Genomic DNA, 24,098 nt, shown 5'->3' on the forward strand with positions numbered 1-24,098 from the left:
TAATTAATACATAAATTTACTTTTACGTGAAAATTTTAAGTTGGTAAATAAGTGATTTCATGAATAAAAGCTAAACCAGTTGGAGGATGTAAACAGATGAGAACAAAGACAGTGTATAAGCAACATCTTTTATTGAAACAAATTAACCGTAAAAAGAAAGACATGTACAAAAAGGCTAAGCAATTAGGCTACACACATTCATTGGTGGTGACTTGTAGTCAAGAACTGGATCAACTCTTGAATCAATATCAAGAAGTAGGGTGAAGCAATGTTTCAATTAATCACATCATTTTTTGATACTCTATCTCCTCTAGATACACTCAACTGTTGAAACAATATAATATTGTCATACGATAAAATTCCCTTGTCGAAGAGGAAGGCGCGCAAATGCCTGTATCTCACGGCAGGGGTTTTTTAGCTTGTTAAGATACTTTGATAGTGCACATTTGTTCAGATAGATACAGTCGTTTTGAGACTCTGTGTTCAAACGTGTAAAATGATTGTAGAAATTCAATTGGAAAAAGGTGCTTTCATGAAAAAATATATCATTATCGGTGCTGGAATTTTAGGGGCTTCAACTGCTTATCACCTAGCTAAAACGGGTGCAACAGTTACCGTCGTGGATCGCTTTGATAAAGGACAAGCAACGGACGCCGCAGCAGGTATTATATGTCCGTGGATTTCACAAAGACGTAATAAAGCATGGTACTCTCTCGCTAAAAGTGGGGCGGCCTATTATGAGGGACTGATAGCCCAACTTGAAGAAGATGGTGAAACAGATACGGGATACAAACGCGTGGGAGCCCTCAGTCTGCATACAGATCAAAGCAAACTCATCAAAATGGAAGAACGCGCGGTTACAAGAAGAGAGGATGCAACGGAAATTGGAGAAGTTCTTCAACTGACGCCGAATGAAACGGGTTCTCTATTTCCTCCGTTAGCTGAAGAATTTGGAGCGGTCTATGTTAGTGGAGCTGCTCGAGTCAACGGAAGGGCGCTCCGACAAGCCTTAATCAATTCGGCAAAAAAATATGGAGCAACCTTCATTCAGGGCTCTGCTGAAATTGAATTTGATGATTCAGCTATCACTGGGGTTCGTGTCGGCAATGAACGTTACAGTGCTGAAAAGATAATCATTACTGCCGGAGCGTGGGCGGATCAATTATTAAAACCAATGGGTATTGAATTTCAGCTCTCATCCCAAAAAGCACAAATCGTCCATCTTCAAATGGAAAATATGAAAACGGATGATTGGCCCGTTGTAATGCCTCCAAATGATCAATATATTCTCGCTTTTGATAACGGCCAAATGGTAATAGGCGCGACCCATGAAGACCATGAAGAGTTTGATTTACGCGTCACTGCAGGCGGTTTACATGAAGTCTTTCACAAAGCGTTGACCATGGCACCTGGATTAGCAGATAGTACATTTGTTGAAACCCGTGTCGGTTTCCGTCCATTTACACCTAATTTTCTGCCGATCATAGGGAAGGTTCCAGGTTGGGAAGGACTTCTTCTCGCCAACGGACTTGGGGCGTCGGGATTAACTATCGGACCATTTCTAGGTGCACAACTGTCGAAGCTCGCGCTTGATGAACGAGTCGATATCGATTTGGCTTTGTACGATGTGTCAGGTGCAATAATAGACTAACCGTATGAGTTACAAAAAAACGAACACCCCCGTAGAACATTTTTCTACGGGGGCGTTTCTAATTCTTAATTATCTTCAATAATTTCGATATGATGTTCGCCCCAAGCACCACGTGCTAAGGAGACGCAATCAATCAATAGGGTGAGACTGTGTTTTAGTTCCAGGTAGACAGAATGGAGCTCTAGGTAGACAGAAAGGAACTCCAGGTAGACAGAAAGAAGCCAGGTAGACAGAAATGCCTTCCAGGTTACACAAAATGCTTTCCCGAGTTTTCGAGTACTTGCCTTTGATAAAAAAATAGGAGGAATAAAGAAAGTTCACTAAGTACAAACTAAGGTTTTCAATAAGTAAGAGAGGAGAATTCGAAAATGAGTGAAAGAAAACCTCCACATCAGCAAATGTCTGAAGAAAATAATGGTTTGTCCGCTGCGCAGGAAGTGTTGTACAACGAAGAGTTCAACAAAGCAGACAAAGCAAGTGGATTAGAAGGCGTTAAAGGCATCAAGAAGAAAGACGAGAAAACTAAAAATAAATTAAACTGAATAGAAAAAGAGGCCATTCCTAGTTGAAACTTCAACGTTGGAATGGCCTCTTTTTATACACTAATTTTGTAAAGTGCCTTTTTAAAAATTCTTATATCGTTGTCGTTGTCTTTTTCTTATCAAAGGCATTCATGACTTGATCAAGCATGCCTTTACCATTACCACTTTTCGTGAATTCGTTGACTTGCCCTTTAAGTTTTTCTCGAGAATCTTTGTTGAGCATTAGGAAAGCCGCTCCAAGTCCAAGTGCTGCCAATGCCATCGTATTTCTTTTCATTATCAAACCCTCCTGATTTATTTTAGTAAAAGTGTTGTAGTTGAATATTTCCCCAAATGTGTATGTTCAAACATACGAATCTTGTAATTCCGACAGAACTTGAAATATTTGTATTTTCAATACAATATGTGCATATTTATTAATTTACGGTTGTATCCCTATATATTCTTCTTTATAATTATCGTATATTTCAGAAAATGTTTGGAAGTGTAAAGATGGAAATCACCTATTCACCACTTGGAGAAGAAGCAATTGTCTTAGAAGTTGGACAAGAAATTACAAAAGAAGCAACCAACCTGGTGCGGTCAATCACCCGTAAAATCGAACAAGCTTCTATTGACTCAGTTGTAGAAGTAATTCCTGCATTTACGACCGTCACTGTTTTTTATAGAGTGTCTGCCGACAATCAATTTGAAGATATGAAGGATTGTCTAACTAAGATACTGCACAATAACAATGATTCGGAAAAAGTAGACCAACGGACCATTGAGATTCCCGTTTGCTATGGAGGCGAGCACGGACCGGATCTCGAGTTTGTTGCGTCTCATAATCAATTAAAAGTTGAAGAAGTGATTGCCATTCATTCTTCGGGTACATATGAAGTGAATATGATTGGATTTGCCCCAGGGTTCCCGTTTATTGGAGGCATGTCCGAAAAAATTGCTGCTCCTCGTCGCTCGACTCCTAGGCTCCGTATCCCCGAACGGTCTGTCGGAATTGCTGGAATGCAGACTGGTGTTTATCCGATTGAGACGCCTGGTGGCTGGCAATTGATCGGTCGGACGCCGATGGATTTATTCCTTCCGCATGAAGACGTTCCAAGCTTGCTACAAGCGGGAGATCTCATAGTCTTCAAGCCAATAACAGAATCGGAGTATGCAGAATGGGAGGGGACAACTCATGCTGATGATTGATAAGGAAGGTTTGCAAACGACTGTTCAAGATCTTGGCAGGAATGGTTTTCAAAAATATGGCGTTATTGTTAGTGGCGTTATGGATTCTTATGCACATCGTCTGGCGAACATATTGGTCGGCAATGAAGAGACGAAAGCAACGATCGAAATCACATTAATGGGCCCACATATAACATTTCTTGAAGACTGTTTATTTGCATTAACTGGCGCGAATCTATCACCCGTCATTGATGGTGTACCCATAAAAATGTGGCGCCCGATTTTTGCCAGAAAAGGTTGCAAGCTGATTTTTGGAAAGCCTGTAACAGGTTGCCGAACGTATATGGCGGTTGCTGGAGGAGTTGCTGTACCTAAAGTGATGGGGAGTCAGTCTACCTATATACGAGCGAGTATCGGAGGGTTTAACGGAAGAGCCTTGCAAAGAGGAGATGTTATTCCGGTTAATGACGCCCCACAACAAGTTAAAGGTTTTATCAACAAGCTCTCTAAAGAAATAAACGATAGGTCATTTATGCAAGTGGAATGGACATTAAAGTCCGAAGCCATTCCCACCTATCAAAAGGATGAGACGGTGCGTGTCATAGAAGGAAGACAAGCACATTTATTCTCTAAAAAAAGTAAAGATGATTTCCTTAATCAGGTTTTCCAAATCACTTCAGATTCCGATCGGATGGGTTATCGATTGAAAGGAACTGAACTTAGATTAGAAGTACCGAAAGAATTGCTTTCAGAGGCAGTGTCATTTGGTTCCATCCAGGTGCCCCCTGATGGACAACCCATCATTTTGATGGCAGACCGACAAACGACTGGTGGCTATCCAAAAATAGGACAAGTTGCATTTATTGATTTGCCGAAAGTGAGCCAGCTGAAGCCTGGGGAAACCATTCGTTTTGAAAAAATATCCTTGGAAGAAGCACAAAAAGCAATGATTGAGCAGAGAAAATTGATCGATCAATTAACGCAATCCATTTCACTCAAATTTAAGGAGAGTAAATGAAAATGAAGTATCAAGTCGATTTAAATTGTGATATGGGTGAGAGTTTTGGAGCCTACAAAATGGGAAACGATGAAGAGATACTGGATTTTGTGACATCTGCAAACATCGCGTGTGGCTTTCATGCAGGCGATCCTTCAACGATGCGCAAAACGGTTAAACTCGCACTCGAAAAAGGCGTAGGCATTGGTGCGCATCCTGGGTTTCAAGATTTGACTGGCTTTGGTAGACGAAATTTTTCAGTCACTCCTCAGGAAGCTTATGAAATCGTGGTCTATCAAATTGGGGCATTGTTTGGCTTTGTAAAAGCGGAGGGTGGCGTGATGCAACACGTCAAGCCACATGGTGCATTATTCAACATGGCGGCTACTGATTCGGCATTGTCTGAAGCTATTGCAGAAGCGGTTTATGCAGTGAATCCTGAGTTAGTACTCTTTGGTTTATCCGGCAGTGAACTCGTCAGAGCTGGCGAGAAAATCGGGTTACGCACGGCGAATGAAGTATTCTCCGATCGTACTTATCAAACAGATGGAACATTGACGAACCGAAAAGAAGCTAATGCACTGATAACGGATACGGAAACAGCCATTCACCAAGTCGTTCGAATGGTTAAAGAAGGCAAGGTCACAAGCATCAGCGGAAAAGWAGTTTTGATTCAAGCCGACACTGTGTGTATTCATGGAGATGGACTGCATGCACTCGATTTTGCACAACGTATTTCTCAAGTCTTGAATTCATCTGGAATTGATATTCAAAAAATTTCAGAGTTCAAATAAATCATAAGGGGGATCCACATGAAAGCTGAGAACAAATTGAAAAACACAAACAGGAGTTTATTGCTAGGTGCAGCCTTCCTGATGGCGACTTCTGCGATAGGACCAGGATTTTTAACTCAAACGACGGTCTTTACCGAATCCCTTCTTGCAAGTTTCGGATTCGTTATTCTGATTTCCATTATTATTGATATCGGCGCTCAGTTGAACATTTGGCGAATCATTGCGGTCTCTGAAAAACGGGCACAGGATATTGCAAACGATATATTGCCGGGCCTTGGTTACTTTCTTGCAATTTTAATTGTTATGGGTGGTCTTGCATTCAATATCGGAAATATTGCAGGTGCTGGTCTTGGAGTAAATGTTTTATTCGGAATCTCTGCACAGACGGGAGCCATTCTCAGCGGAATTCTTGCCATCGGTATTTTTGTTGTTAAAGAAGCGGGCAAAGCGATGGATAAATTCGCGCAAATATTAGGTTTCATCATGATTGGATTAACTGTATATGTCATGTTTACTGCAGATCCTCCAGTAGGAGAAGCGGTTGTGAAAACTTTTGTTCCAGACAAGATTGATATTTTGGCGATTGTAACATTGGTAGGAGGAACGGTTGGGGGTTATATCACCTTTGCCGGAGGTCACCGATTGATTGATGCGGGTGTCAAAGGTGTAGACTCGCTTCCTGAAGTGAACCGTAGTGCAGTATTTGCAATTGTAGTTACTGCTATTATGCGAATTGCCTTGTTCCTTGCCGTTCTTGGTGTTGTGTCACAGGGGTTAAAACTTGATCCTTCTAATCCACCTGCATCTGTTTTCCAATTGGCAGCTGGTAACTTTGGTTATAAAATTTTCGGGATAGTAATGTGGGCCGCAGCAGTTTCTTCTGTAGTAGGTGCGGCCTATACATCCGTTTCATTCATTCGTACATTCCATCCGTGGTTAGAAAAACATCATCAAAAAATCATTATCGCGTTTATTGCGATTTCAACTATCGTCTTTGTATTCGTCGGTCGTCCGGTCAGTATTCTTGTACTAGTTGGATCTGTAAATGGTTTAATTTTACCGATTGCGTTAGGCGTTATGCTTATTGCGGCGTATAAATCGAAAATTGTAGGTGACTACAAACATCCAATGTGGATGACTATTTTTGGAATCATTATTGTTATCGCGATGTCGATTATGGGTGTTTACACCTTAATTGAAGGAATTCCTCAATTGTTTAAATAGAAATCTCTGTTAATCGTACATTTACATTAGCGGCATGTTCCGCATGAGCCAACACTCTCTTTGATGTGATGCATGCCGCAAATGCGCTATTTCGAGATTTTTAATACTTCCTATAATGCCTTAAAAGAAAGGGGGTTTAACTTGATGAAACCATCTGAAATAAGAGGAACGATGCGCAGTGGTGAGATTTCTTCACCAACTTCTGGGTTGTGTGAAGAGTACATTCAAGCAAATCTGGTTATTTTACCGAAAGATTTGGCTTTTGATTTTCTATTGTTCTGTCAAAGAAATCCCAAATCTTGTCCGCTAATTGACGTCACAGACGCAGGTTCGTATATTCCGAAAATGTCTGCACCCAAAGCTGATTTACGTACTGATTTACCAAGATACCGCATCTATCGTAATGGAGAAGTCGTGGATGAGCCTACAGATATTAAAGAGTATTGGACTGACGAAATGGTCGGTTTCCTGATCGGCTGCAGCTTCACATTCGAAGATGCGCTAATTAAAAATGGCATTCCTATGAGACACAATGAAGAAGGCGTTAATGTGCCTATGTATAAAACATCAATTGAAACGTCGCCTGCAGGCAAATTTGCGGGACCGACAGTCGTCAGCATGCGTCCAATGAAAGAAGCGGATGTCATTCGGGCAGTTCAAGTCACCAGTCGTTTTCCATCGGTTCACGGTGCACCGATACATATCGGAAATCCAGAATCAATCGGTATAAAGGACATTCAACATCCGGATTTTGGCGATGCAGTGACGATTAAAGACGGAGAAGTACCCGTCTTTTGGGCATGTGGTGTGACACCCCAAGCAATTGCTATGCATATGAAGCCTCCATTGATGATCACTCACGCACCTGGTCATATGTTCATCACAGATTTAAAAAGTGAACATATAAGCGTGATTTGATTCTGACTGCTACCTTTGAACATCCACAATTACTGAAGTATCTCTTGGTTTATGACTGAGAGGTACTTTTTTGTGCTAGTATAAGCAATACAAGGTTAATTGGACGTGACCAAAACAAACGGAAAAGGAGGACCTTTAATTGAAATTCGTAAAATCGAAAATGAAGCAACTCGTAAAAGAAAATGAGGAACTGAAGATACGCTTAAAGCAAATCATGAAAGAACATGAGCTTGAAAAAGATTTCGCCCTTAAAGCGATGTACCATACTGATGTAGTAGAAGGGAAATTTCAAGCAAAATATCAGGAACTTTCATAATCAGCTTATTAGCAACAAGAATCCAAATCAGGGAATTACCTGGTTTGGATTTTTCTATATAATGGGATATTTAAAAAGTGTATGTGTACAGTTAATGACAATCTCCTATATTTCTTTGTAAACATGACGTTTGTCATACTACTCTTATGATACTTACACTTGTGAAAAACATTGCTTCTTACCATACTAATACATTCAAAGGAGTCTCCATTCATCCTGTTGATTTCCTAAATTAACCATTTTTATTAATCACTTAAGTGGTATTAAAAGGAGCTATGGCCATGAACCAATCAAATATTGCATGGGTTACGGATTCAACTGCTACCCTGTCTACAGAATTTATAGAAAAACATAATATCTATGTGGTACCGTTATTCGTTATTTTCGGAGAAACCGCTTACAAAGAAAACGTTGAAATCAGTTCAAGCGAATTTTATAAAAAACTTGCGTCCGCTAAGGATTTACCTAAAACTTCACAACCTTCTCCAGGCGAAATGCTGGAGCTGTTTAATGAAATAAAAAACAAATACAAGCACGTTATTGCCATTCATGCGACAGGTGCCTTGACTGGTGCGTATAGTGGTGCAGTCTCGGCGACAAAAGAAGCTGTAGTAGATGCGTTTGTTCTGGATTCTCAAATTGGATCATTTCCACTTGGAAAAATGGTGGAGCGTGCTGTGGCGTTAGATCAACAAGGAAAAACATTTGAAGAAATCGTTTCTGAAATCAAGACGTTGCCTGCAAAAGGTCGCCTGTTCTTAACGCCCGGCAGCCTTGAACAACTCCACAAAGGTGGGCGTGTAACGGGTTCACAAGCCGTGTTTGCAACTCTATTGAATATGAAAGTCGTCTTGAAATTTCATGAAGGACGTGCAGTGTTGTCCGATAAAGTACGAAGTCATAAGCGTGCCATCGCCAAAATGGCCGACTATTTAGAAGCCGAAAAAAATCACGTAAAAGAAGTGACTGTCCTCCACGCGGATAATTTGAAAGAAGCGACTCAAATGAAAAAAGAACTTCAAACGCAATATCCTCAGATTATTTTCTCAACAACAGAACTTAGTCCCGTGCCGGGCACTCATACGGGAAGAGGAACTGTCGGTCTTGCTTGGTTAGGAGAATAAGAATATTTAGAACTTAAAAAGTCGCCAAACCCTATGTATGGGATGGCGACTTTTTTGTTGTGTGGGCTCAACATGTATTGTCTCTTAGTGAAACGATGCTCTCGTTTTTGGAAATAAATCCTTCACTACAAATCGTGGATCTAAGTCGTGACTTTTATGAGAGTTAGTTGGAATAGTGATAAGTAAAGATAAAAAGAGACGCGAAGTGACAAAATCACATTGCGTCTCTCTTTGTAAATTCGAGAAATGAATTCCATTGTTTATGCTATTACGTTACCTTTTACGCGTTCAACTTCTTCAAGTCTAGCTTGAACTTGCTCTTCGCTTAAGGCGTGCTCCACGATATAGCGGTTGCGTGGATGCGTGCGACAAGCATCCGAACAGCTGCGCATATATAAGTGTTCGTTTTCTTCTGAACAAAGAATTTTATCATTACATTCTGGGTTAGCGCAGTTTACGTAACGCTCACAAGGTGTACCATCGAAATGATCTTTTCCGACGATTACGTGCTCGACTTTGTTGATCGGCACAGCAATGCGTTCGTCAAAGACATACATTTGTCCGTCCCAAAGCTGACCTTTCACTTCTGGGTCATTACCGTAAGTATGGATTCCACCGTGAAGTTGACCTACATCTTCGTAACCTTCTTTGACTAACCAACCGGAGAATTTCTCACAACGAATTCCGCCTGTGCAGTAAGTCAAAATCTTTTTGCCTTCGAATTGTTCTTTGTTTTCGCGCATCCATTGTGGCAAGTCACGGAAGTTTTTAATTTCCGGACGAACTGCCCCACGGAAATGACCTAGATCGAATTCATAGTCATTACGTGCATCGATGACGATTGTATCATCCTGTTGCATTTTTTCGTAGAATTCTGTTGGGGACAAGTATTGACCAGTAATTTCGTTCGGGTTGATATCATCTTCTCCAAGACCAAGATGTACCACTTCATTTTTCGCACGTACATGCATTTTTTTAAACGCATGACCTTCCGCTGCATCAATTTTCCACATCATATCTGCAAAACGTTCATCACTCTTCATCATATCCCTGTAGGCTTGGGTCTGTTCGATGGTTCCAGAAACGGTTCCGTTAATTCCTTCATGAGATACAAGAATACGACCCAATAAGCCGATTTCTTTACACGCAGCCAAGTGAGTTTGTGCGAATAATTCAGGTTCATCTATTAATACATATTTATAATATAACAAGACTTGATAAGCATTGTTTTCCATTTTAATTTAACCACCTTAATTTTATGGTAATTCAATCAATAAATATAGCATAAAAGTGATGAAATGAACAGTGCTAATAGGGAAAACAGACTGTTAAATTGTGTAGGAAAAGTGAATTTTAGATAAGTGGGGGTGAAATGGAGAAAAGGAATGGCGAATGCTGGATAAGACCATGTGAAATGGAGATATCCATCACTGAATTCTCGATATCCTTCCACTTAATCCAGATATCGAAAAAACCTTTAAAGGATAACGTCCATATTTTCTCGAATAGGATCCAAATGAACTTAATTCAACGGGGTGTATTGGTATGAAGGTTGATGTAATTGTTGTGGGAGCGGGGCTTGCTAGTAACTTATCAAGCATAATCATAATGAGACGTCTGCCTTCTTTTTGGAGGCAGACGTTTTTGTTTATATGAACGTTTAAAGATTTTGTGCAACCTGGCCCCTCATTCAGTCTACCTGGATCGCCGAACTGTCTACCTGAACAAGCATTCTCGTCCGGACAAGCCAAATGCGCAACAGAGAAGGAATTATTTTGTCTCCTGGAGTATCAGATATATTATTTAGGCGGATATTTATATTAATTATATAAAAATTTTAAATATTTTATGCAATATATTGCATTTCATTTAAAAAGAGAGTAGGATTACTGACAGTGATAGTTTCAGTATGCAATATATCGGAGTTGCATGAACTACAATCTTTCAAATTGCAGGAGGTAAACAAAATGGATAAAAAATTATCGTTATCAGCATACTCTGTCATTGGATTGATGCTGTTCGCTTTATTCTTTGGTGCAGGAAACTTAATATTCCCGGCAACTCTTGGTCAAAATGCAGGCACGAATGTATGGTTGGCAGTAGCTGGCTTTTTATTAACTGGAATTGGTTTACCGTTTCTTGGCATACTCGCAATGGGCTATTCAGGAAGTCGTAGTTTACAAGACCTTGCAAGCCGTATCCATCCGGTATATGGCGTCATTTTCACTGCCTTGCTGTATTTGACAATCGGACCGTTATTCGCAATTCCAAGAACTGGTGCGGTTTCGTTTGATATCGGTGTGGCTCCATTTTTAGGAGAAGGCCATGAACAGATTGGGTTAATTGTCTTCACCATCATATTCTTTGCTATAACACTTTGGTTATCTCTGAATCCGTCGAAAATGGTTGATCGTATCGGGAAATTTTTATCTCCAGCTATTTTAGTACTGCTGGGAATTTTACTTGTCATGGTAATCTTTAATCCGCTTGGCTCGATCCAAGCACCTCAAGACTCATATGCCAATGGTGCATTCATGAAAGGCTTCACTGAAGGCTATAATACGATGGATGCGCTAGCATCACTGGTATTCGGGATTATCGTCATTGATATTATTCGGAAAATGGGTGTTACATCCACTCCTGGAATTTTAAAGGCGACAGCTAAATCAGGCGCAGTAGCTACTTTCTTACTTGGCGTGATTTATGTAGGTGTTGCTTATTTAGGAGCTACGAGTACCGAAATGTTTGGTTTATTTGATACTGGTGGACCAGTGCTTACGAATACAGCTGCTTATTATTTTGGAACATTTGGTACCCTAATGATGGCTGTCATTATTTTTCTTGCCTGTTTAACGACTAGTATCGGTCTGATTACGGCATGTGGGGAGTATTTCCATAGCCTATTCCCTAAGGTGAGTTATAAATTATTCATTATCGGTTTTTCAACATTTTCATTTATCATAGCCAATTTCGGCTTATCGAACATTATTACTTACTCGATTCCAGTGTTGATGTTCTTGTATCCGTTGGCTATCGTCTTGATTATCTTAACGTTCGCATCACCGTTGTTTAAGCATTCGCGCATGGTTTATGTTTCGGCAACGGTCGTTACATTGATGGTGAGCAGCATAGATGGACTGAAAACGTTATGCACTTCATTAAACATGGAGTATTTCGATTGGATGAAACCAGTCATTTCGTTTTATGAAAACTACTTGCCTTTTTATGAACAAGGTCTCGGCTGGCTGATTCCTGTGCTCATTGTCATGGTGATTACAGGAATTCTCGCTTACGTAAGAAAAGCTTCACTCGCTTATTCACAATGATTTTAACCTAAAAACCCTCAAATCTCAGATACTTTTAAAGTATCAAGATTTGAGGGTTTTTTTATAGTTCTTCACGAGTATAAAATTCTTCTATTGCACGTAGCCAGTTGTCCCGCATCACTTGGGAGACGGATGCGGCATCACGTTTTTTTAATAATTCGATGATGGTAGCATGCTCCTTAATCGAATGGGTCGTCAAAACGATTGAATTATGGAAGAACTGTCTGAGTACATGGGCTTGTAAATTAGCAACCATCGATGTGATATAGGGATTGTTTGCGGCATCTACAATAATTTGATGAAACTCTTCATCAATTTTCAAGGCTGAAAAATAGTCTTTTGTTTGGATTGCATGTGAAAATCGTTCATTTGTATCTTCCATGTTATGAATCGTTTTTTTATCTAAGTTGGGTATCGCTAATTCGGCAGACAGTGCCTGCAAGGCGGCTAACGGAGGAAGGAGATCTTTAATGTCTTCTTTTCTCACAGTTGTGACCTGCGTGGCTTTTCCGGGAAACATTTCAACGAAACCTTGAACTTCAAGCAATTGTAACGACTCTCGGATAGGTGTTCGGCTGACACCCAATGCTTGAGCCAATTCCGTATCGTTCAATTTTTCTTCAGGACGTAATGTACCGTCAATAATCCATTGCTGCAACTGGTTAAAAGCATTCTCTTTGGCAGAGATGCGAATGGGTTTGGCATGATTAGTGGGTATCGGCATATAGGTAACAACCTTTCCTATCAAGAAATAATATGTATAAAAATGGATGATTTCTTCCATTATACAACAAATACTCTGTATGTGATATATTGCACTTTGAATTTAGCATTAATTTTAATTTATATCATATTCCAGTAATATAAAATAGATGATAAATAATACCAAACTAAAGGTGTTGAAGAGTACGAAGGTGGACGTTATTACCGCTTGATTTTGGAGGATAATATTTGTATTCATGCTTGGCATCTTTTACACTGACCTCAATTCAACACTGGAAAGCGGGTGGCATAATGTTTGGATTTAATGATTTGTGGAAATTTTTCTTTTCATTTTTCTTGGTGATGCCTCTTGTGACAATTCTTCATCAAATGGGTCATATGTTTTTCGCGCGCATTTTTGGAGGCAAGGTAAATATGCACATTGGATCGGGAAAAATTTTGACGAAGATTGGACCTCTACATATACGACGGTTGTACTTTTATGATGGTTGGTGTGAATATATTTCTTTGGCTAAAAAGAGACGTAGATGGCAGCTGATTTTGGTCTACTTGGGTGGATCGCTTTTTAATTTGACCGCTATATTACTGTTGAATGGCTTGATTTTGATGCGTGAACTGGAACCCGGCATTTTCTTGTATCAATTCGTTTATTTCTCTTTCTACTTCATTTTCTTTTCACTATTTCCCATATGGCATGGGGAGAACCCGAGTGACGGAATGGCTGTTTGGAATCTCATACGAAAGAAACCATTTAAAAATAATCCTACGATGTAATCCCTATTCGTGATGAGCGGATAAATACGTAGTGTCAGTTTGTCATGGTCCAGCTGGATTAGTAGGTGCAACACTTTCAAATGGCAAACCATTGGTTCAAGGGAAGCGGGCTCGGTGCAACTGTAGAGACGGGTCCAAATTGGTCTGAGAAATCTGTGGTGGATGGCAAATTGATTACAGGTCAAAATCCACAATCCACACCAAAAATGGTTGTAAAAGAATTAATAGAAAAATTAGGTTCATAAATAGGACTGCTATTCTATTTTGAATAATGTCATAGCTTTTTCACTGAAACAGTGAAAAGGCTATTTTTTGTGAATTGAAAAATTGGGAATACAGTTTATTTCATGATAAGATGATTCAATCATTCATTTTTGCGGAATGTAAAGGAGTTTTTATGAAAAATCGAAGTATTGTAGCTATATTTTATTTAATTGGATTAACCTTTCTGTCTTTGGGCATTAGTTTAATAATATTGGCTGATTTAGGGGCTGGAGCCTGGGATGCCATGTACGTAGGGCTAAATAATCTTTTTGGCCTAAGTGTCGGTGCGTGGGTCTTTATTATAGGGATATTACTTATTTTCATCAATGCTCTTCTATTAAGAGAGCGAATTGATATTTCTGCAGTAATCCCTGTAGTAACGGTTGGTTTTTTGATTGATTTCTGGTTGTTATTTGTTTTTGCTAACTATCAGGCACCGATTCTTCCAATTCGATTTGCCATGTTGGTTGGCGGTATTGCAGTGATTGCAGTAGGAATTGCCTGTTACTTACAGTCGAAAATTGCACGTAACCCTATGGATACTTTGATGATGGCAATTCAAACTTTGACTGGCAAAAGCATGGCTGTCTCTAAAACCATGATGGAGCTTGGCGTGTTGGTGATTGCGTTCATTCTCGGTGGCCCAATTGGATTGGGTACTATTTTTGTGACTCTTATGATTGGTCCAATGATTCAGTTCTTCTATCGACCGGTAACGAAGTTACGTGAACGTTTATGTAATGAGTCTGTTTTGCTATAGAGTGTATAAATAGATAAAGAGCAGTGAATTCTTCATGAATTCACTGCTCTTTTTTAGTTTAATGCGAAAATAAATCGGTTGAATGCTTCATATGTTTCTTTGTTTCTGGATCCACGAAGTGTTTCGCGGAATTAATGGCAATAGGTGCTTCGCCGAATCCACAGGCGATAAGTTTAACTTTACCTTCATACGTGTTGCTGTCCCCGACTGCGTAAACGCCCGGCAGAGTCGTTTCCATACTGGAATTGACTTTGATTGCATGTCGTTCCATCTCCATGCCCCAATTTTTCATGTTGCCAATATGTGAGCGGAATCCATAATTGACAATGACATAATCTGCCTTTAGTAATTCAATATCACCATCTGATTTTCGGACTGCCACATGCGTAAACGTATCACCTTCTGGTTCAAAATGATCCACTACAAATGGTGTTTTGATGACGACAGATGATTGATGAAGCAAATCCAAGCTATGTTCGTGCGCACGGAAAGAATCACGTCGATGTACGAGAGTGACTGTTTTCGCGATGGGTTCAAGCATGAGTGCCCAATCGACAGCTGAGTCCCCTCCACCAAATAATACAACGTCTTTTCCTGCAAATTTGCCCATGTCATCTACAAAATAATGAAGTTGCGTACCTTCGTATTTGGCTGCTTCTTCGAGTTCCAGTCGCTTTGGTTCAAACGCGCCATTCCCAGTGGTGAAAATGACTGATTTTGATAAGTGTTTCTCTTTTTCAGTTGTCAGTTGCCATGTACCATCTTCAAGTCTTGTCATATCTTCCACGGACTGATCTGTGACGATAGTGGGTGAGAAAATAGATAGTTGCTCGGATAAATTGGCTACTAAATCTTTTGCACACACTTTAGGGAATCCAGCAATATCGTATATGTATTTTTCCGGATAGAGTGCAGTTAATTGGCCACCTACATTGGGTAAACTTTCAATTATTTTGACTGACATCTGACGCATACCGCCGTAAAAAGCTGTAAATAATCCAGCAGGACCTGCCCCTATTATTGTTACATCATATACTTTCATATTAATCGAGCCCCTTGTCCATTAAGTGTCTACCATGAGTCTACCACTATCGTTGGTAATATAAGCATTATCACGCACATTTCAGTCGAAAGGATGAGAAGACTCTTACAATTATTTATCCGTAAAATGGCGATAAGGATAGTGAAGTTCTTATAAATCTTTCTCCAAAATAATCTTATGTTTCCCTTTAGCACTCGTATACGTGGAAATGATATTAAAACCATGTTTGATGTTAAGAATCAGCATTTCTTTTCGATTATTTCTGGATTTCGTTTGAACCGTTTTGTATTCGGCATTCTTAAGTAGCTTGTGTTGAAGTGCCATTAGTTTGGAAGCAATTCCTTGTTCGCGATAAGAACTGTGTACACCACCAAGCCAGCTATAAAATATATCGGGGCTGAGTTCATATCCCATTTTAAAACCGATTACTTCATCATTGGAAACTACAAGGCATGTAAGTAAGTTATGCTTGTTGTGAAATCCTCTAGAGAGAGTTCTGCTCCTTCGAACACGTGTTGATGAAGTTGTTGAATGCCAATCATATACTTTTCTTCGGGAATACCGTCAATATATGTATATACCATGAAGAACCTCCTGTTGTTGTATGAAAATGTTTCTATAAGACAATATATATAGGACATTAAATATGTTTTACAAGCCATATGTTTTACCTCCAAATTGAAGGGAATAATAAGCATAAGATGAAGATTCTAAAGGAGGCATTTACCATGAGAGAAAAAGAGGATTTTCCTGAATTTGAGCCAGAGCCTGTAGAAATTGAAAAACGGCAGAAACAGCAAGAAGAAAACGAAAAAGAGTTAAAACAAAATCAAAAATTGCACGACAATCGTGTGGAACAGAATCGCAATAATCAACAGCATGATATTCAAGGTGAAAAAGAATTGAACAATCAATCCAATGCAAACCAAAATGAACAGAACTTAAATGATTTGACGCATGACATTGCCAATAAGCAAGGGCGCAACTTTAATTAGGTTATTATTCCTGGGGCTTTGATGGCAACTAACATTAAGTTGTTTGCGAGACCTTACCAATTATTTGGTGAGGTCTTTTGGTTATAACGTCTCTTTTTGTTGATTATAATAGAAAGGGGGGTCTAAGTTTGAAAACTTATCAAGAACTTGCAAATTCAGTCGTCATTTCCGCAAAAAAGAATCGACTTCTCAGTTATGACAATACATTGACACTCGTAGGTACCGGAAGAAGTGCTTTTGTCTTTCGGATTAAGGCTTCCAGTAAAGCCATTAAAATCTTTTTTCCGGAATTCACATACATTGCAAAAGAAGAGGCGGATATCTATAAAGAACTGCATGGTATTTCGTATTTCCCGAGCATTTATGATACCGGACAGAACTATATTGTTATGGATTATATAGAAGGACGTACTCTTTTTAAATGTGTTAATCAAGGCATTCCCATTACTTCCGGCCATATTGATGAGATTGATCGGGCTTTATCAATGGCATTAAAGAAGGGGCTGAATCCTTCAGATATTCACTTAAGGAATATTATTATTACTGCAAATAACGACATCAAGCTAATTGATGTCGCTCGTTTCAGGCAAACAAAAGATTGTTCCCAATGGAATGATTTAAAAGCGGTATATCTACAATTTTATACGAAGCGATTCTTTCCGAAAAAAATTCCGGCTGGCGTTATGAACACATTAGCTTTCTTCTATAAAAAACATCTGATTCCGCATCAGTTGTCATCATCGAAAATCGGATAAATAATATTAATATTTATTATGCAGCGAGCGGCAGATTTTTAACTGCCGCTTTTTCATATGAAATGAAAATTTAAGTTATTTATAGATTATTGATGGGCAAAACGGTGGAGTGTTTGATTTCCCGTAAGGCAAGACTGGTCTGGATTCGAGAGATGCCTAGTTTATTCAGTTTGCGAATGAATTGTTCGAGTTCATGGCGGTTCCTGTTCGCTACTTTTAATAAATAATTGTATTCGCCAGTCAGGCAATGACATTCCAAAACAGCGGGGAGGGATTCCAAATTCTTTTCCAAAATTTCAAGTTTCTCTGCCTGATGGATATCGGTGCTGATAAAGATGTAGCACAAGAGGTCGAAACCGAGTTTTTGCTGATCGAGAATGGCGACTTGTCTATTGATATATCCTTCGGTTTCCAGCCTTCTTATGCGCGCATGCGTAGCAGGGGGGGACAGACTGACACGTCGACCGAGCTCTGCGTTGCTGATATTCGCTTGTCTTTGCAGAATATCGAGAATTTGAATATCGATTGGATCGAGTACTTTACTAATCAATGATTCCATGGAGTTTACCTCTTTCTTTTTTATTCCAAAAAAGCCTCTTGGTCAAGTATTTAATGGAATAATATTAAGTATCTATAGTATATTCTTTTGTTTATTTTGAATTCAACGGATATAACAAAATAATATATTGTAAAAACTATAAAGGTGCTAAAATTAATTTAATAGGAAGAGGGGGTGGATGATATGCCATACATTTATTATCTATTGTTGTTGTTTACAAGCTTGTTGTGGGGTGGCAATTTTGTTGTAGGGAAATCATTAGTGGACCATGCTTCTCCAGTGACGTTAACGACATTGAGATGGTTAATCGCTGTTATCTGCCTGATTCCAATTGTGTGGTGGAAAGAGAAGAGTCTAGTGCTTTCCCGAAAAGCCATCTTGCCACTCGTATTGATGGGGGCAACAGGAGTTGTTTTATTTAACCTTTTTCAATTCCTGTCTTTGAATTTCACGTCTGCAACAAATGTAGGATTGATTTCAACGTTTAATATGTTTTCCATTGCCTTGTTTTCATTTGTGTTTTTAAAAGAGAAAATCAACAGATTCCAGATAGGTTCTATGTTTATTTCTTTCACGGGTGTTTTGTTGGTTCTTACAAAGGACATGTCGAAGTACTTTTTTCCATAGGTTTCAATAAGGGCGACTTATTAATGATGGCTGCGGTATGTATCTGGGGGTTGTATTCGGTTATCAGCAAGTGGGCGATGAAATATACAACGCCATTGAAAGCGACATTGTATTCTGGGGTTTTTGGCGTAATGATGTTAATCCCTTTTAATGTGAAGGACTTTGCTATTAGCAACATGGATACACCCTTCATTCAATCAGTTCTTTATACCGGAGTCGTCTCTACGGTAATCTGTATGTTGTTATGGAACATAGCCGTTCAAAAAATAGGTGCAACGACGTCAGGCATTTTCCTGAATTTTAATCCGATTTTCACCGCCATTCTTGCTTATCTTTTACTAGGGGAACGCATGACTTGGATACAGGGAATGGGAAGTTTGATAGTTATCACGGGTTGCTTATTGTTTACATATTTTAAAGCGAAGCCGTTCCTAGGAAAATTCCAGCTGTTTGGGAAAAAGAGTGTCCAGGTCGCTATCGTTAGAAAATAATTGAAAATGTGAGAAGCAAACGAACCTTGGTCAAATATAGACCAAGGTTCGTTTTTTATGCTCAATTTATTTAGCTGGTACTGCTTCGATTTCTTTTGTCAGTTTCACCAATTCATCAATTAATTCGCCGATGTAGGCAATTGTGTCACGAAGCGGTTGTTCAGTTGTAATGTCGACGCCCGCCATTTGAGCAAGTTCAACCGGCGACTTCGTACCGCCTGCTTGAAGAACTTCCAACCACTGAGCTACAGCCGGTTCGCCTTCTTCTAAAATACGTTTTGAAACTTGTGTAGAAATTGTCAGTCCAGCGCTGTAAGTGTATGGATACAAGCCCATATAATAATGAGGTTGGCGCATCCATGTCAATTCAGCTCCTGGCGTGATTTCAACTGCATCTCCCCAGAATTCTTCCAGTACACCTCGTTTGATTTCATTCAAAATCCCCGCATTGACGTTTTTACCTGCATCCACGCGTTCATAGACTATACGTTGATAAGCAGCTTCAAGTAAATGTGTCACGAAGTTGTGGTAGTAAGTGCGTGCCACGATAGAAGAAATGACCCATCGCTTGAACTTCGGATCGTCCGAGTTTTCCAGCAAATGGTTCGCCATCAGCATTTCATTCATCGTCGATGGTGCTTCAATGAAGTATAAGGATGGTCGGGAGTTAAAGACATTTTGATTTTTATGGGCATTGTAGAAATGACCTGCATGTCCCAGTTCATGTGCTAACACGAATACTTCATTCATACGGCTTGACCATGAAATTAAAATGTAAGGATGGAAACCGTACGGGCTGGAGCAGAAAGCACCAGTAGATTTCCCTTTATTTTGTGCAAAGTCAATCCAGCGTTCATCGAATGAACGGTTGACCATGTCCAAATAGTCATCACCCAGTATCGCAAGTGCATCGTTCATATATTTCTTGGATTCTTCGATCGTGATTTTTGGTTCATATGAAGGATCCAATGGAATCTTCAAGTCCGCAAAAGTCATTTCTTCCAATCCGTGAACATCTTGAAGCAATTTCGCATACTTACGCATATGTGGTGCAAGCTCAGTCATAATCAAGTCGATTTGACGGTCAAACAATGACTTATCCACTTCCTGACCAAACAACAAATAATCAAAAATATTGTCATAGCCACGTAAATCAGACGTTGTTTTTTCGATTTGTAAATTCATATCGTACGTTTTTGCTGTTGTATGCTGATAGTTTTTCAGTTGATTTGAAAATGCTTTAAATGCAGCACGGCGAACATCGGTATCTGTCTCCGCTTCCCAATCGCCTTCAAAAAGCACATAGCTTAACGGATATTTTTTACCATTCACTTCAAAATCTTCAAAGGATAAATCGACCATTTTCGTCGTATTATACAACTCGTAAGGACCATCAAATGAAGAAGAGTATGCAGCCAATGTTTTTTCCACTTCAGGATGAAGCTGATGTGGTTTTTTGCGAATCAATGTCTTCAAATAATGTCCGAATTCAGTTGCGTTTTTCATTGCTTCTTCCAAAACTTCCACAGGCAACTCCAGTAATTCACTATCCACAAAAGATAATTTACTGCTTAAGCTCGCTGACACTGAACCGAATCGAGCAGAACGCATTTGTGCATCACTGTCTGTTTGATCAGTACTGTATGCAAGGCCGGCGTAGGTGCCAAGTGGAACGAACATTTTATATAAGCTTTCATATCCTTTTAATGCTTCTTTAGCAGAATGTGCATCTTTAATCTGACCTTTGAATTGTTGATGGAAAGCATCCACTTCTTTTTCAAGCGCGACAATTGCATCTTGATAAGCTTCTTCTGAAGTGAACAAATCTTGTAAATTCCACGTTTCTTCTCTTTTGACATCTGAACGTGCAGGTAAACTTTGAACCATTTTCATCTCTCCCTTTTATCACGGATGTCGAACTAAAAACTATTATATCTTTATTTATTGAAAAATTCACTCTTTTTGTAAAATTTTATTGTTTCAAAAATTAAGTGGAAATAATAGATTTCCTAARCCCTGAAATTTTTAAGCTCTGTTCACCGTATGTCTTTAAAAGATTAAGTTTCATCAATATGTAAACGGGGATAACAAGTGTATATAATCAAAAAAAATACCAAAAAAGCAGGATAGAAATGGTTCATTTCCATCATCATAGTAAGAGACAGAATTAATGAGATAATTCTTAATTATTCGCGTTTTAATGCACTGAGATTTTTGTTTTGACGCAATTAATCCGATGTTATAAGATTAGTAATACCAAGTAAGTCTATATGAATTAGGAGGAATTAATAAAAATGAAGAAATTAACTACATTATTAGCACTGCTACTTACGGCAGTCTTTATGTTATCAGCTTGCGGTTCGAAGGACGATAACGCATCTAAAGATGAAAAGAACACAAGTTCATCTGAAAGCGATTTGTTAGCGAAAGTGAAAAAAGATGGGGAATTATTAATTGGTACTGAAGGAACTTACCCACCATTCACATACCATGATGAAAGTGGTAAGTTAACTGGATTTGACGTGGAAATTGCTGAAGAAATCGCATCACGTTTAGGTGTGGAACCGAAATTCATGGAAACACAGTGGGATGCAATGTTCGCAGGTCTAGATTCTAAACGTTTTGACATGATAGCTAACCAAGTAGGAATTAAAGAAGAACGACTAGCGAAATATGATTTCTCTGAGCCGTATATTTCTTCAGCAGCTGTACTAGTGACACATGCAGATAACAAAGAAGTAAAAAGCTTTGAAGATCTTAAAGGGCTGAAATCAGCGCAGTCATTAACAAGTAACTATGCTGAACTTGCTAAATCTTATGGTGCAGAATTGGTAGGCATAGATGGATTTAACCAAGCAATTGAATTGTTGAACTCTCAACGTGTAGATGCAACGATTAATGATAAACTTTCCGTTTTGGATTTCCAAAAACAAAAACCGAATGCAAAAATTCAAATTGTAGATGAAGCAGACGACGTGGCTCAAAGTGGATTAATGTTCCGCAAAGGTAATGAAACTTTAGTGGAGGCTGTAAACAAAGCCTTGAACGAAATGATTGAAGACGGCACGTACGACGAAATCTCGGAAAAATGGTTCGGCGAAAATGTCTTGGAATAGTTTTTTCGTCGACCCTGAAAAAATGGAGCGCTATCTAGATATCGCGCAATCATCCCTCCTGCCTTTGCTGGAGGGTGCTGTTGTATATACGCTTCCATTGTCTTTAATCTCCTTTATATTAGGACTTGCGTTAGCCATACTGACGGCTTTGGGAAGAATCTCGACCGTTAAGCCGTTTCAATGGATTGCCCGTTTCTACGTGTCTGCGATTCGCGGTACGCCATTATTGGTACAGTTGTTCATTTTATTTTATGGATTGGGTTCTGTAGGAATTGTCATTGATCCATTTCCAGCGGCGGTAATCGGATTTTCCTTAAACGTTGGCGCCTATGCTTCAGAAGTAATTCGTGCGGCTATTCTCTCTATACCTAAAGGTCAGTGGGAAGCTGCACATATGATTGGGATGACTTATTCTCAAACATTGAAGCGCGTGATTTTGCCACAAGCAACTCGTGTGTCCATTCCACCACTGTCGAATACATTCATCAGTTTGGTAAAAGATACGTCATTGGCATCTCTGATTCTCGTAACGGAAATGTTCAGAAGAGCCCAGGAAATTGCGGCAACAAATTATGAAGTTTTACTGTTATATACAGAAGTAGCGATTCTTTATTGGATTATTTGTTTCTTCCTTTCGCTTATCCAAGGTCGACTGGAACATCGCTTCGATCGCTATGTATCGAGATAACAAAAGGATGAAGAAAGGAGTAAGAGATGATTTCAATAAATGGATTAAAAAAACAATTTGGCGATCTAGAAGTTTTAAAAGGAATCGACCTGCAAGTTAATAAAGGCGAAGTTATTGTGGTTATTGGCCCTTCTGGATCAGGCAAGACGACATTGCTTCGATGCTTAAATATATTGGAAGTTCCGACTTCAGGCAGTATTACAATCGATGACCAGACGGCGGATTTCTCGAAATCCGTCCCTAAAAGAACGATTGATCTATTTAGAAGAAAGTCAGCGATGGTTTTCCAGCACTATAACTTGTTTCCACATATGACAGCCATTCAAAACGTAATGGAAGGTCCCGTTACTGTGAAGAAACTGTCAAAAGCAGAAGCGCGTAAAAAGGCAGAGCAGTTATTGATTAAGGTGGGTTTAGGGGACAAGCTTGATTTCTATCCCCATCAACTTTCAGGTGGTCAACAGCAACGTGTAGGTATCGCCAGAGCGCTGGCGCTCGAACCGAAAGTGATGCTGTTTGATGAACCGACCTCTGCACTGGATCCCGAGTTAGTTGGGGAAGTATTGCAAGTGATGAAAGATTTAGCTGGCGAAGGCATCACAATGGTAGTAGTAACGCATGAAATGCGATTTGCCAACGACGTGGCGGACGAAGTCATCTTTATGGATCAAGGTAAAATTATCGAGCGCAGCAAACCAATCGACATGTTTACAAATCCAAAAGAAGAACGGACAAGACAATTCCTGAACTTGCTTCAATAAAAGAGATTGATTCAACGTAAAAAGACATCCAATTAGACAGTCTAATTGGATGTCTTTTTTTGGCATAATAATGAACTTTGTTAAAAATCTTTCAATCCGTTTTTAAATAGAGGCTACTCATTTTAAGAAAATAATGTTAAATTATAGTGAAATTCCATTGAAAATCTTGCTAACCACTAAGAGAATGCAATCTATTTTTAATCAGTTACGTGTGTATAAAATGTTGGTGTGGAAGATAAAAATTACGAGGTGTGAGAAATGTCTGGAGATAAAAGATTAGCAACGGCTAAAGAAATTAGAGAGAGTCTGCAAGCAGATTGTACAAACTGCTTTGGTCTATGTTGCACAGCTCTAAATATTATTGCATCAAGTGATTTTGCAATTAATAAAGCATCTGGAATACCTTGCCCTAATTTAAAGTCAGATTACCGTTGTCAAATTCACAGTAGTCTTAGAGAAAATGGATTTAAGGGGTGTACAG

Annotated in this window: 25 protein-coding genes and 4 pseudogenes; 21 read left to right on the forward strand and 8 right to left on the reverse strand. The window is 39.2% G+C overall.

Features of this window, described 5'->3' with window-relative positions; translation table 11 throughout:
* Window positions 1-96: 96 nt before the first annotated feature.
* From AC1DSL_RS02995 to AC1DSL_RS03005, 3 genes are all read left to right on the forward strand, one after another.
* Window positions 97-264, forward strand: coding sequence for an aspartyl-phosphate phosphatase Spo0E family protein (locus AC1DSL_RS02995; RefSeq protein ID WP_477531110.1), 168 nt, complete (start codon window positions 97-99; stop codon window positions 262-264).
* A gap of 268 nt (window positions 265-532) precedes the next feature.
* Window positions 533-1,651 carry an NAD(P)/FAD-dependent oxidoreductase gene (locus AC1DSL_RS03000; RefSeq protein WP_477531111.1) on the forward strand — a complete coding sequence of 373 codons (1,119 nt, stop codon included), beginning with the start codon at window positions 533-535 and terminating at the stop codon, window positions 1,649-1,651.
* Window positions 1,652-2,019: 368 nt separating this feature from the next.
* Window positions 2,020-2,193: a YfhE family protein gene (locus tag AC1DSL_RS03005; protein WP_016428554.1), complete on the forward strand. Its 174-nt coding sequence runs from the start codon at window positions 2,020-2,022 to the stop codon at window positions 2,191-2,193.
* A gap of 91 nt (window positions 2,194-2,284) precedes the next feature.
* On the opposite strand, the gene AC1DSL_RS03010 is transcribed toward AC1DSL_RS03005, so the two are convergent.
* Window positions 2,285-2,470, reverse strand: coding sequence for a hypothetical protein (locus tag AC1DSL_RS03010; protein ID WP_477531112.1), 186 nt, complete (start codon window positions 2,468-2,470; stop codon window positions 2,285-2,287).
* Window positions 2,471-2,685: 215 nt separating this feature from the next.
* Between AC1DSL_RS03010 and pxpB the strand changes: the two genes are divergently transcribed.
* From pxpB to AC1DSL_RS03045, 7 genes are all read left to right on the forward strand, one after another.
* The gene (pxpB, locus tag AC1DSL_RS03015; RefSeq protein WP_477531113.1) at window positions 2,686-3,384 is read left to right on the forward strand and encodes a 5-oxoprolinase subunit PxpB; all 699 of its coding nucleotides are present in this window, start codon (window positions 2,686-2,688) and stop codon (window positions 3,382-3,384) included.
* The gene (locus AC1DSL_RS03020; protein ID WP_477531114.1) at window positions 3,371-4,381 is read left to right on the forward strand and encodes a 5-oxoprolinase subunit C family protein; all 1,011 of its coding nucleotides are present in this window, start codon (window positions 3,371-3,373) and stop codon (window positions 4,379-4,381) included. The genes pxpB and AC1DSL_RS03020 overlap by 14 nt, the downstream gene beginning before the upstream one ends.
* Window positions 4,382-4,383: 2 nt before the next feature.
* Entirely contained in the window at window positions 4,384-5,154 is a 771-nt protein-coding gene (locus AC1DSL_RS03025; RefSeq protein WP_477531115.1) for a 5-oxoprolinase subunit PxpA, read from the forward strand.
* An 18-nt stretch (window positions 5,155-5,172) separates the two neighbouring features.
* Window positions 5,173-6,378 (forward strand): NRAMP family divalent metal transporter, encoded by a 1,206-nt coding sequence (locus AC1DSL_RS03030; RefSeq protein WP_477531116.1) that lies wholly within the window; start codon window positions 5,173-5,175, stop codon window positions 6,376-6,378.
* A gap of 144 nt (window positions 6,379-6,522) precedes the next feature.
* Complete coding sequence (locus AC1DSL_RS03035) at window positions 6,523-7,296, forward strand: putative hydro-lyase (RefSeq protein WP_477531117.1); 774 nt, start codon at window positions 6,523-6,525, stop codon at window positions 7,294-7,296.
* 139 nt (window positions 7,297-7,435) lie between these two features.
* On the forward strand, window positions 7,436-7,612 hold the full coding sequence (locus tag AC1DSL_RS03040) for a hypothetical protein (RefSeq protein WP_016428547.1): 177 nt from the start codon (window positions 7,436-7,438) through the stop codon (window positions 7,610-7,612).
* Between the two features lie 281 nt (window positions 7,613-7,893).
* Complete coding sequence (locus AC1DSL_RS03045; RefSeq protein WP_477531118.1) at window positions 7,894-8,736, forward strand: DegV family protein; 843 nt, start codon at window positions 7,894-7,896, stop codon at window positions 8,734-8,736.
* Window positions 8,737-8,996: 260 nt separating this feature from the next.
* Here the strand turns inward: AC1DSL_RS03045 and trhO are convergent, their stop codons facing one another.
* The gene (trhO, locus tag AC1DSL_RS03050) at window positions 8,997-9,971 is read right to left on the reverse strand and encodes an oxygen-dependent tRNA uridine(34) hydroxylase TrhO (protein WP_477531119.1); all 975 of its coding nucleotides are present in this window, start codon (window positions 9,969-9,971) and stop codon (window positions 8,997-8,999) included.
* A gap of 732 nt (window positions 9,972-10,703) precedes the next feature.
* Here trhO and brnQ point away from each other — a divergent pair.
* Window positions 10,704-12,062 (forward strand): branched-chain amino acid transport system II carrier protein, encoded by a 1,359-nt coding sequence (gene brnQ, locus AC1DSL_RS03055; protein ID WP_477531120.1) that lies wholly within the window; start codon window positions 10,704-10,706, stop codon window positions 12,060-12,062.
* 61 nt (window positions 12,063-12,123) lie between these two features.
* Here the strand turns inward: brnQ and AC1DSL_RS03060 are convergent, their stop codons facing one another.
* Window positions 12,124-12,786, reverse strand: a complete 663-nt coding sequence (locus AC1DSL_RS03060) for a GntR family transcriptional regulator (protein WP_036659523.1) — start codon at window positions 12,784-12,786, stop codon at window positions 12,124-12,126.
* Between the two features lie 290 nt (window positions 12,787-13,076).
* On the opposite strand from AC1DSL_RS03060, the gene AC1DSL_RS03065 reads away from it, so the two are divergent.
* From AC1DSL_RS03065 to AC1DSL_RS03075, 3 genes and pseudogenes are all read left to right on the forward strand, one after another.
* Window positions 13,077-13,559 (forward strand): hypothetical protein, encoded by a 483-nt coding sequence (locus AC1DSL_RS03065; RefSeq protein ID WP_477531121.1) that lies wholly within the window; start codon window positions 13,077-13,079, stop codon window positions 13,557-13,559.
* A gap of 16 nt (window positions 13,560-13,575) precedes the next feature.
* Window positions 13,576-13,804, forward strand: a pseudogene (locus AC1DSL_RS03070) (DJ-1/PfpI family protein); the annotation flags it as partial.
* A 152-nt stretch (window positions 13,805-13,956) separates the two neighbouring features.
* The gene (locus tag AC1DSL_RS03075; RefSeq protein ID WP_477531122.1) at window positions 13,957-14,583 is read left to right on the forward strand and encodes a YczE/YyaS/YitT family protein; all 627 of its coding nucleotides are present in this window, start codon (window positions 13,957-13,959) and stop codon (window positions 14,581-14,583) included.
* A gap of 58 nt (window positions 14,584-14,641) precedes the next feature.
* Here AC1DSL_RS03075 and AC1DSL_RS03080 read toward each other — a convergent pair whose 3' ends face one another.
* The 3 genes and pseudogenes from AC1DSL_RS03080 to AC1DSL_RS03090 form a co-directional block, all read right to left on the reverse strand.
* Window positions 14,642-15,625 (reverse strand): NAD(P)/FAD-dependent oxidoreductase, encoded by a 984-nt coding sequence (locus AC1DSL_RS03080; protein WP_477531123.1) that lies wholly within the window; start codon window positions 15,623-15,625, stop codon window positions 14,642-14,644.
* A 150-nt stretch (window positions 15,626-15,775) separates the two neighbouring features.
* Window positions 15,776-16,111 (reverse strand): annotated as a pseudogene (locus AC1DSL_RS03085) (GNAT family N-acetyltransferase); the annotation flags it as partial.
* Complete coding sequence (locus AC1DSL_RS03090) at window positions 16,069-16,209, reverse strand: hypothetical protein (RefSeq protein ID WP_477531124.1); 141 nt, start codon at window positions 16,207-16,209, stop codon at window positions 16,069-16,071. The pseudogene AC1DSL_RS03085 and the gene AC1DSL_RS03090, both read right to left, overlap by 43 nt.
* Before the next feature lie 144 nt (window positions 16,210-16,353).
* Here AC1DSL_RS03090 and AC1DSL_RS03095 point away from each other — a divergent pair, with 144 nt between their 5' ends.
* Window positions 16,354-16,620: a hypothetical protein gene (locus tag AC1DSL_RS03095; protein WP_477531125.1), complete on the forward strand. Its 267-nt coding sequence runs from the start codon at window positions 16,354-16,356 to the stop codon at window positions 16,618-16,620.
* 128 nt (window positions 16,621-16,748) lie between these two features.
* Entirely contained in the window at window positions 16,749-17,375 is a 627-nt protein-coding gene (locus AC1DSL_RS03100) for a protein kinase family protein (protein ID WP_477531126.1), read from the forward strand.
* Window positions 17,376-17,454: 79 nt separating this feature from the next.
* Here AC1DSL_RS03100 and AC1DSL_RS03105 read toward each other — a convergent pair whose 3' ends face one another.
* A complete protein-coding gene (locus AC1DSL_RS03105) occupies window positions 17,455-17,934 on the reverse strand; it encodes an Lrp/AsnC family transcriptional regulator (RefSeq protein WP_477531127.1) in 480 nt (159 codons plus the stop codon).
* A gap of 183 nt (window positions 17,935-18,117) precedes the next feature.
* Here AC1DSL_RS03105 and AC1DSL_RS03110 point away from each other — a divergent pair.
* Window positions 18,118-19,052, forward strand: a pseudogene (locus tag AC1DSL_RS03110) (DMT family transporter).
* A gap of 66 nt (window positions 19,053-19,118) precedes the next feature.
* Here AC1DSL_RS03110 and pepF read toward each other — a convergent pair.
* A complete protein-coding gene (pepF, locus tag AC1DSL_RS03115) occupies window positions 19,119-20,939 on the reverse strand; it encodes an oligoendopeptidase F (protein ID WP_477531128.1) in 1,821 nt (606 codons plus the stop codon).
* Window positions 20,940-21,346: 407 nt separating this feature from the next.
* Between pepF and AC1DSL_RS03120 the strand changes: the two genes are divergently transcribed.
* From AC1DSL_RS03120 to AC1DSL_RS03135, 4 genes and pseudogenes are all read left to right on the forward strand, one after another.
* The gene (locus AC1DSL_RS03120; protein WP_342542332.1) at window positions 21,347-22,168 is read left to right on the forward strand and encodes an amino acid ABC transporter substrate-binding protein; all 822 of its coding nucleotides are present in this window, start codon (window positions 21,347-21,349) and stop codon (window positions 22,166-22,168) included.
* Window positions 22,155-22,856, forward strand: coding sequence for an amino acid ABC transporter permease (locus AC1DSL_RS03125; protein WP_477531129.1), 702 nt, complete (start codon window positions 22,155-22,157; stop codon window positions 22,854-22,856). Before AC1DSL_RS03120 ends, AC1DSL_RS03125 begins: the two co-directional genes overlap by 14 nt.
* A gap of 26 nt (window positions 22,857-22,882) precedes the next feature.
* Window positions 22,883-23,617 carry an amino acid ABC transporter ATP-binding protein gene (locus AC1DSL_RS03130; protein WP_016428530.1) on the forward strand — a complete coding sequence of 245 codons (735 nt, stop codon included), beginning with the start codon at window positions 22,883-22,885 and terminating at the stop codon, window positions 23,615-23,617.
* Window positions 23,618-23,875: 258 nt separating this feature from the next.
* Window positions 23,876-24,098 (forward strand): annotated as a pseudogene (locus AC1DSL_RS03135) (pentapeptide repeat-containing protein); the annotation flags it as partial.

This window comes from Paenisporosarcina sp. P4_D4, assembly GCF_056401835.1.

Excerpts from the sequence above, each read along its gene's own strand:
- AC1DSL_RS02995 (WP_477531110.1), top strand. The coding sequence starts at position 97 with ATGAGAACAAAGACAGTGTATAAGCAACATCTTTTATTGAAACAAATT.
- AC1DSL_RS03000 (WP_477531111.1), top strand. The coding sequence starts at position 533 with ATGAAAAAATATATCATTATCGGTGCTGGAATTTTAGGGGCTTCAACT.
- AC1DSL_RS03005 (WP_016428554.1), top strand. The coding sequence starts at position 2,020 with ATGAGTGAAAGAAAACCTCCACATCAGCAAATGTCTGAAGAAAATAAT.
- AC1DSL_RS03010 (WP_477531112.1), bottom strand. The coding sequence starts at position 2,470 with ATGAAAAGAAATACGATGGCATTGGCAGCACTTGGACTTGGAGCGGCT.
- pxpB (WP_477531113.1), top strand. The coding sequence starts at position 2,686 with ATGGAAATCACCTATTCACCACTTGGAGAAGAAGCAATTGTCTTAGAA.
- AC1DSL_RS03020 (WP_477531114.1), top strand. The coding sequence starts at position 3,371 with ATGCTGATGATTGATAAGGAAGGTTTGCAAACGACTGTTCAAGATCTT.
- AC1DSL_RS03030 (WP_477531116.1), top strand. The coding sequence starts at position 5,173 with ATGAAAGCTGAGAACAAATTGAAAAACACAAACAGGAGTTTATTGCTA.
- AC1DSL_RS03035 (WP_477531117.1), top strand. The coding sequence starts at position 6,523 with ATGAAACCATCTGAAATAAGAGGAACGATGCGCAGTGGTGAGATTTCT.
- AC1DSL_RS03045 (WP_477531118.1), top strand. The coding sequence starts at position 7,894 with ATGAACCAATCAAATATTGCATGGGTTACGGATTCAACTGCTACCCTG.
- trhO (WP_477531119.1), bottom strand. The coding sequence starts at position 9,971 with ATGGAAAACAATGCTTATCAAGTCTTGTTATATTATAAATATGTATTA.
- brnQ (WP_477531120.1), top strand. The coding sequence starts at position 10,704 with ATGGATAAAAAATTATCGTTATCAGCATACTCTGTCATTGGATTGATG.
- AC1DSL_RS03060 (WP_036659523.1), bottom strand. The coding sequence starts at position 12,786 with ATGCCGATACCCACTAATCATGCCAAACCCATTCGCATCTCTGCCAAA.
- AC1DSL_RS03065 (WP_477531121.1), top strand. The coding sequence starts at position 13,077 with ATGTTTGGATTTAATGATTTGTGGAAATTTTTCTTTTCATTTTTCTTG.
- AC1DSL_RS03075 (WP_477531122.1), top strand. The coding sequence starts at position 13,957 with ATGAAAAATCGAAGTATTGTAGCTATATTTTATTTAATTGGATTAACC.
- AC1DSL_RS03080 (WP_477531123.1), bottom strand. The coding sequence starts at position 15,625 with ATGAAAGTATATGATGTAACAATAATAGGGGCAGGTCCTGCTGGATTA.
- AC1DSL_RS03090 (WP_477531124.1), bottom strand. The coding sequence starts at position 16,209 with ATGGTATATACATATATTGACGGTATTCCCGAAGAAAAGTATATGATT.
- AC1DSL_RS03095 (WP_477531125.1), top strand. The coding sequence starts at position 16,354 with ATGAGAGAAAAAGAGGATTTTCCTGAATTTGAGCCAGAGCCTGTAGAA.
- AC1DSL_RS03105 (WP_477531127.1), bottom strand. The coding sequence starts at position 17,934 with ATGGAATCATTGATTAGTAAAGTACTCGATCCAATCGATATTCAAATT.
- pepF (WP_477531128.1), bottom strand. The coding sequence starts at position 20,939 with ATGGTTCAAAGTTTACCTGCACGTTCAGATGTCAAAAGAGAAGAAACG.
- AC1DSL_RS03120 (WP_342542332.1), top strand. The coding sequence starts at position 21,347 with ATGAAGAAATTAACTACATTATTAGCACTGCTACTTACGGCAGTCTTT.
- AC1DSL_RS03125 (WP_477531129.1), top strand. The coding sequence starts at position 22,155 with ATGTCTTGGAATAGTTTTTTCGTCGACCCTGAAAAAATGGAGCGCTAT.
- AC1DSL_RS03130 (WP_016428530.1), top strand. The coding sequence starts at position 22,883 with ATGATTTCAATAAATGGATTAAAAAAACAATTTGGCGATCTAGAAGTT.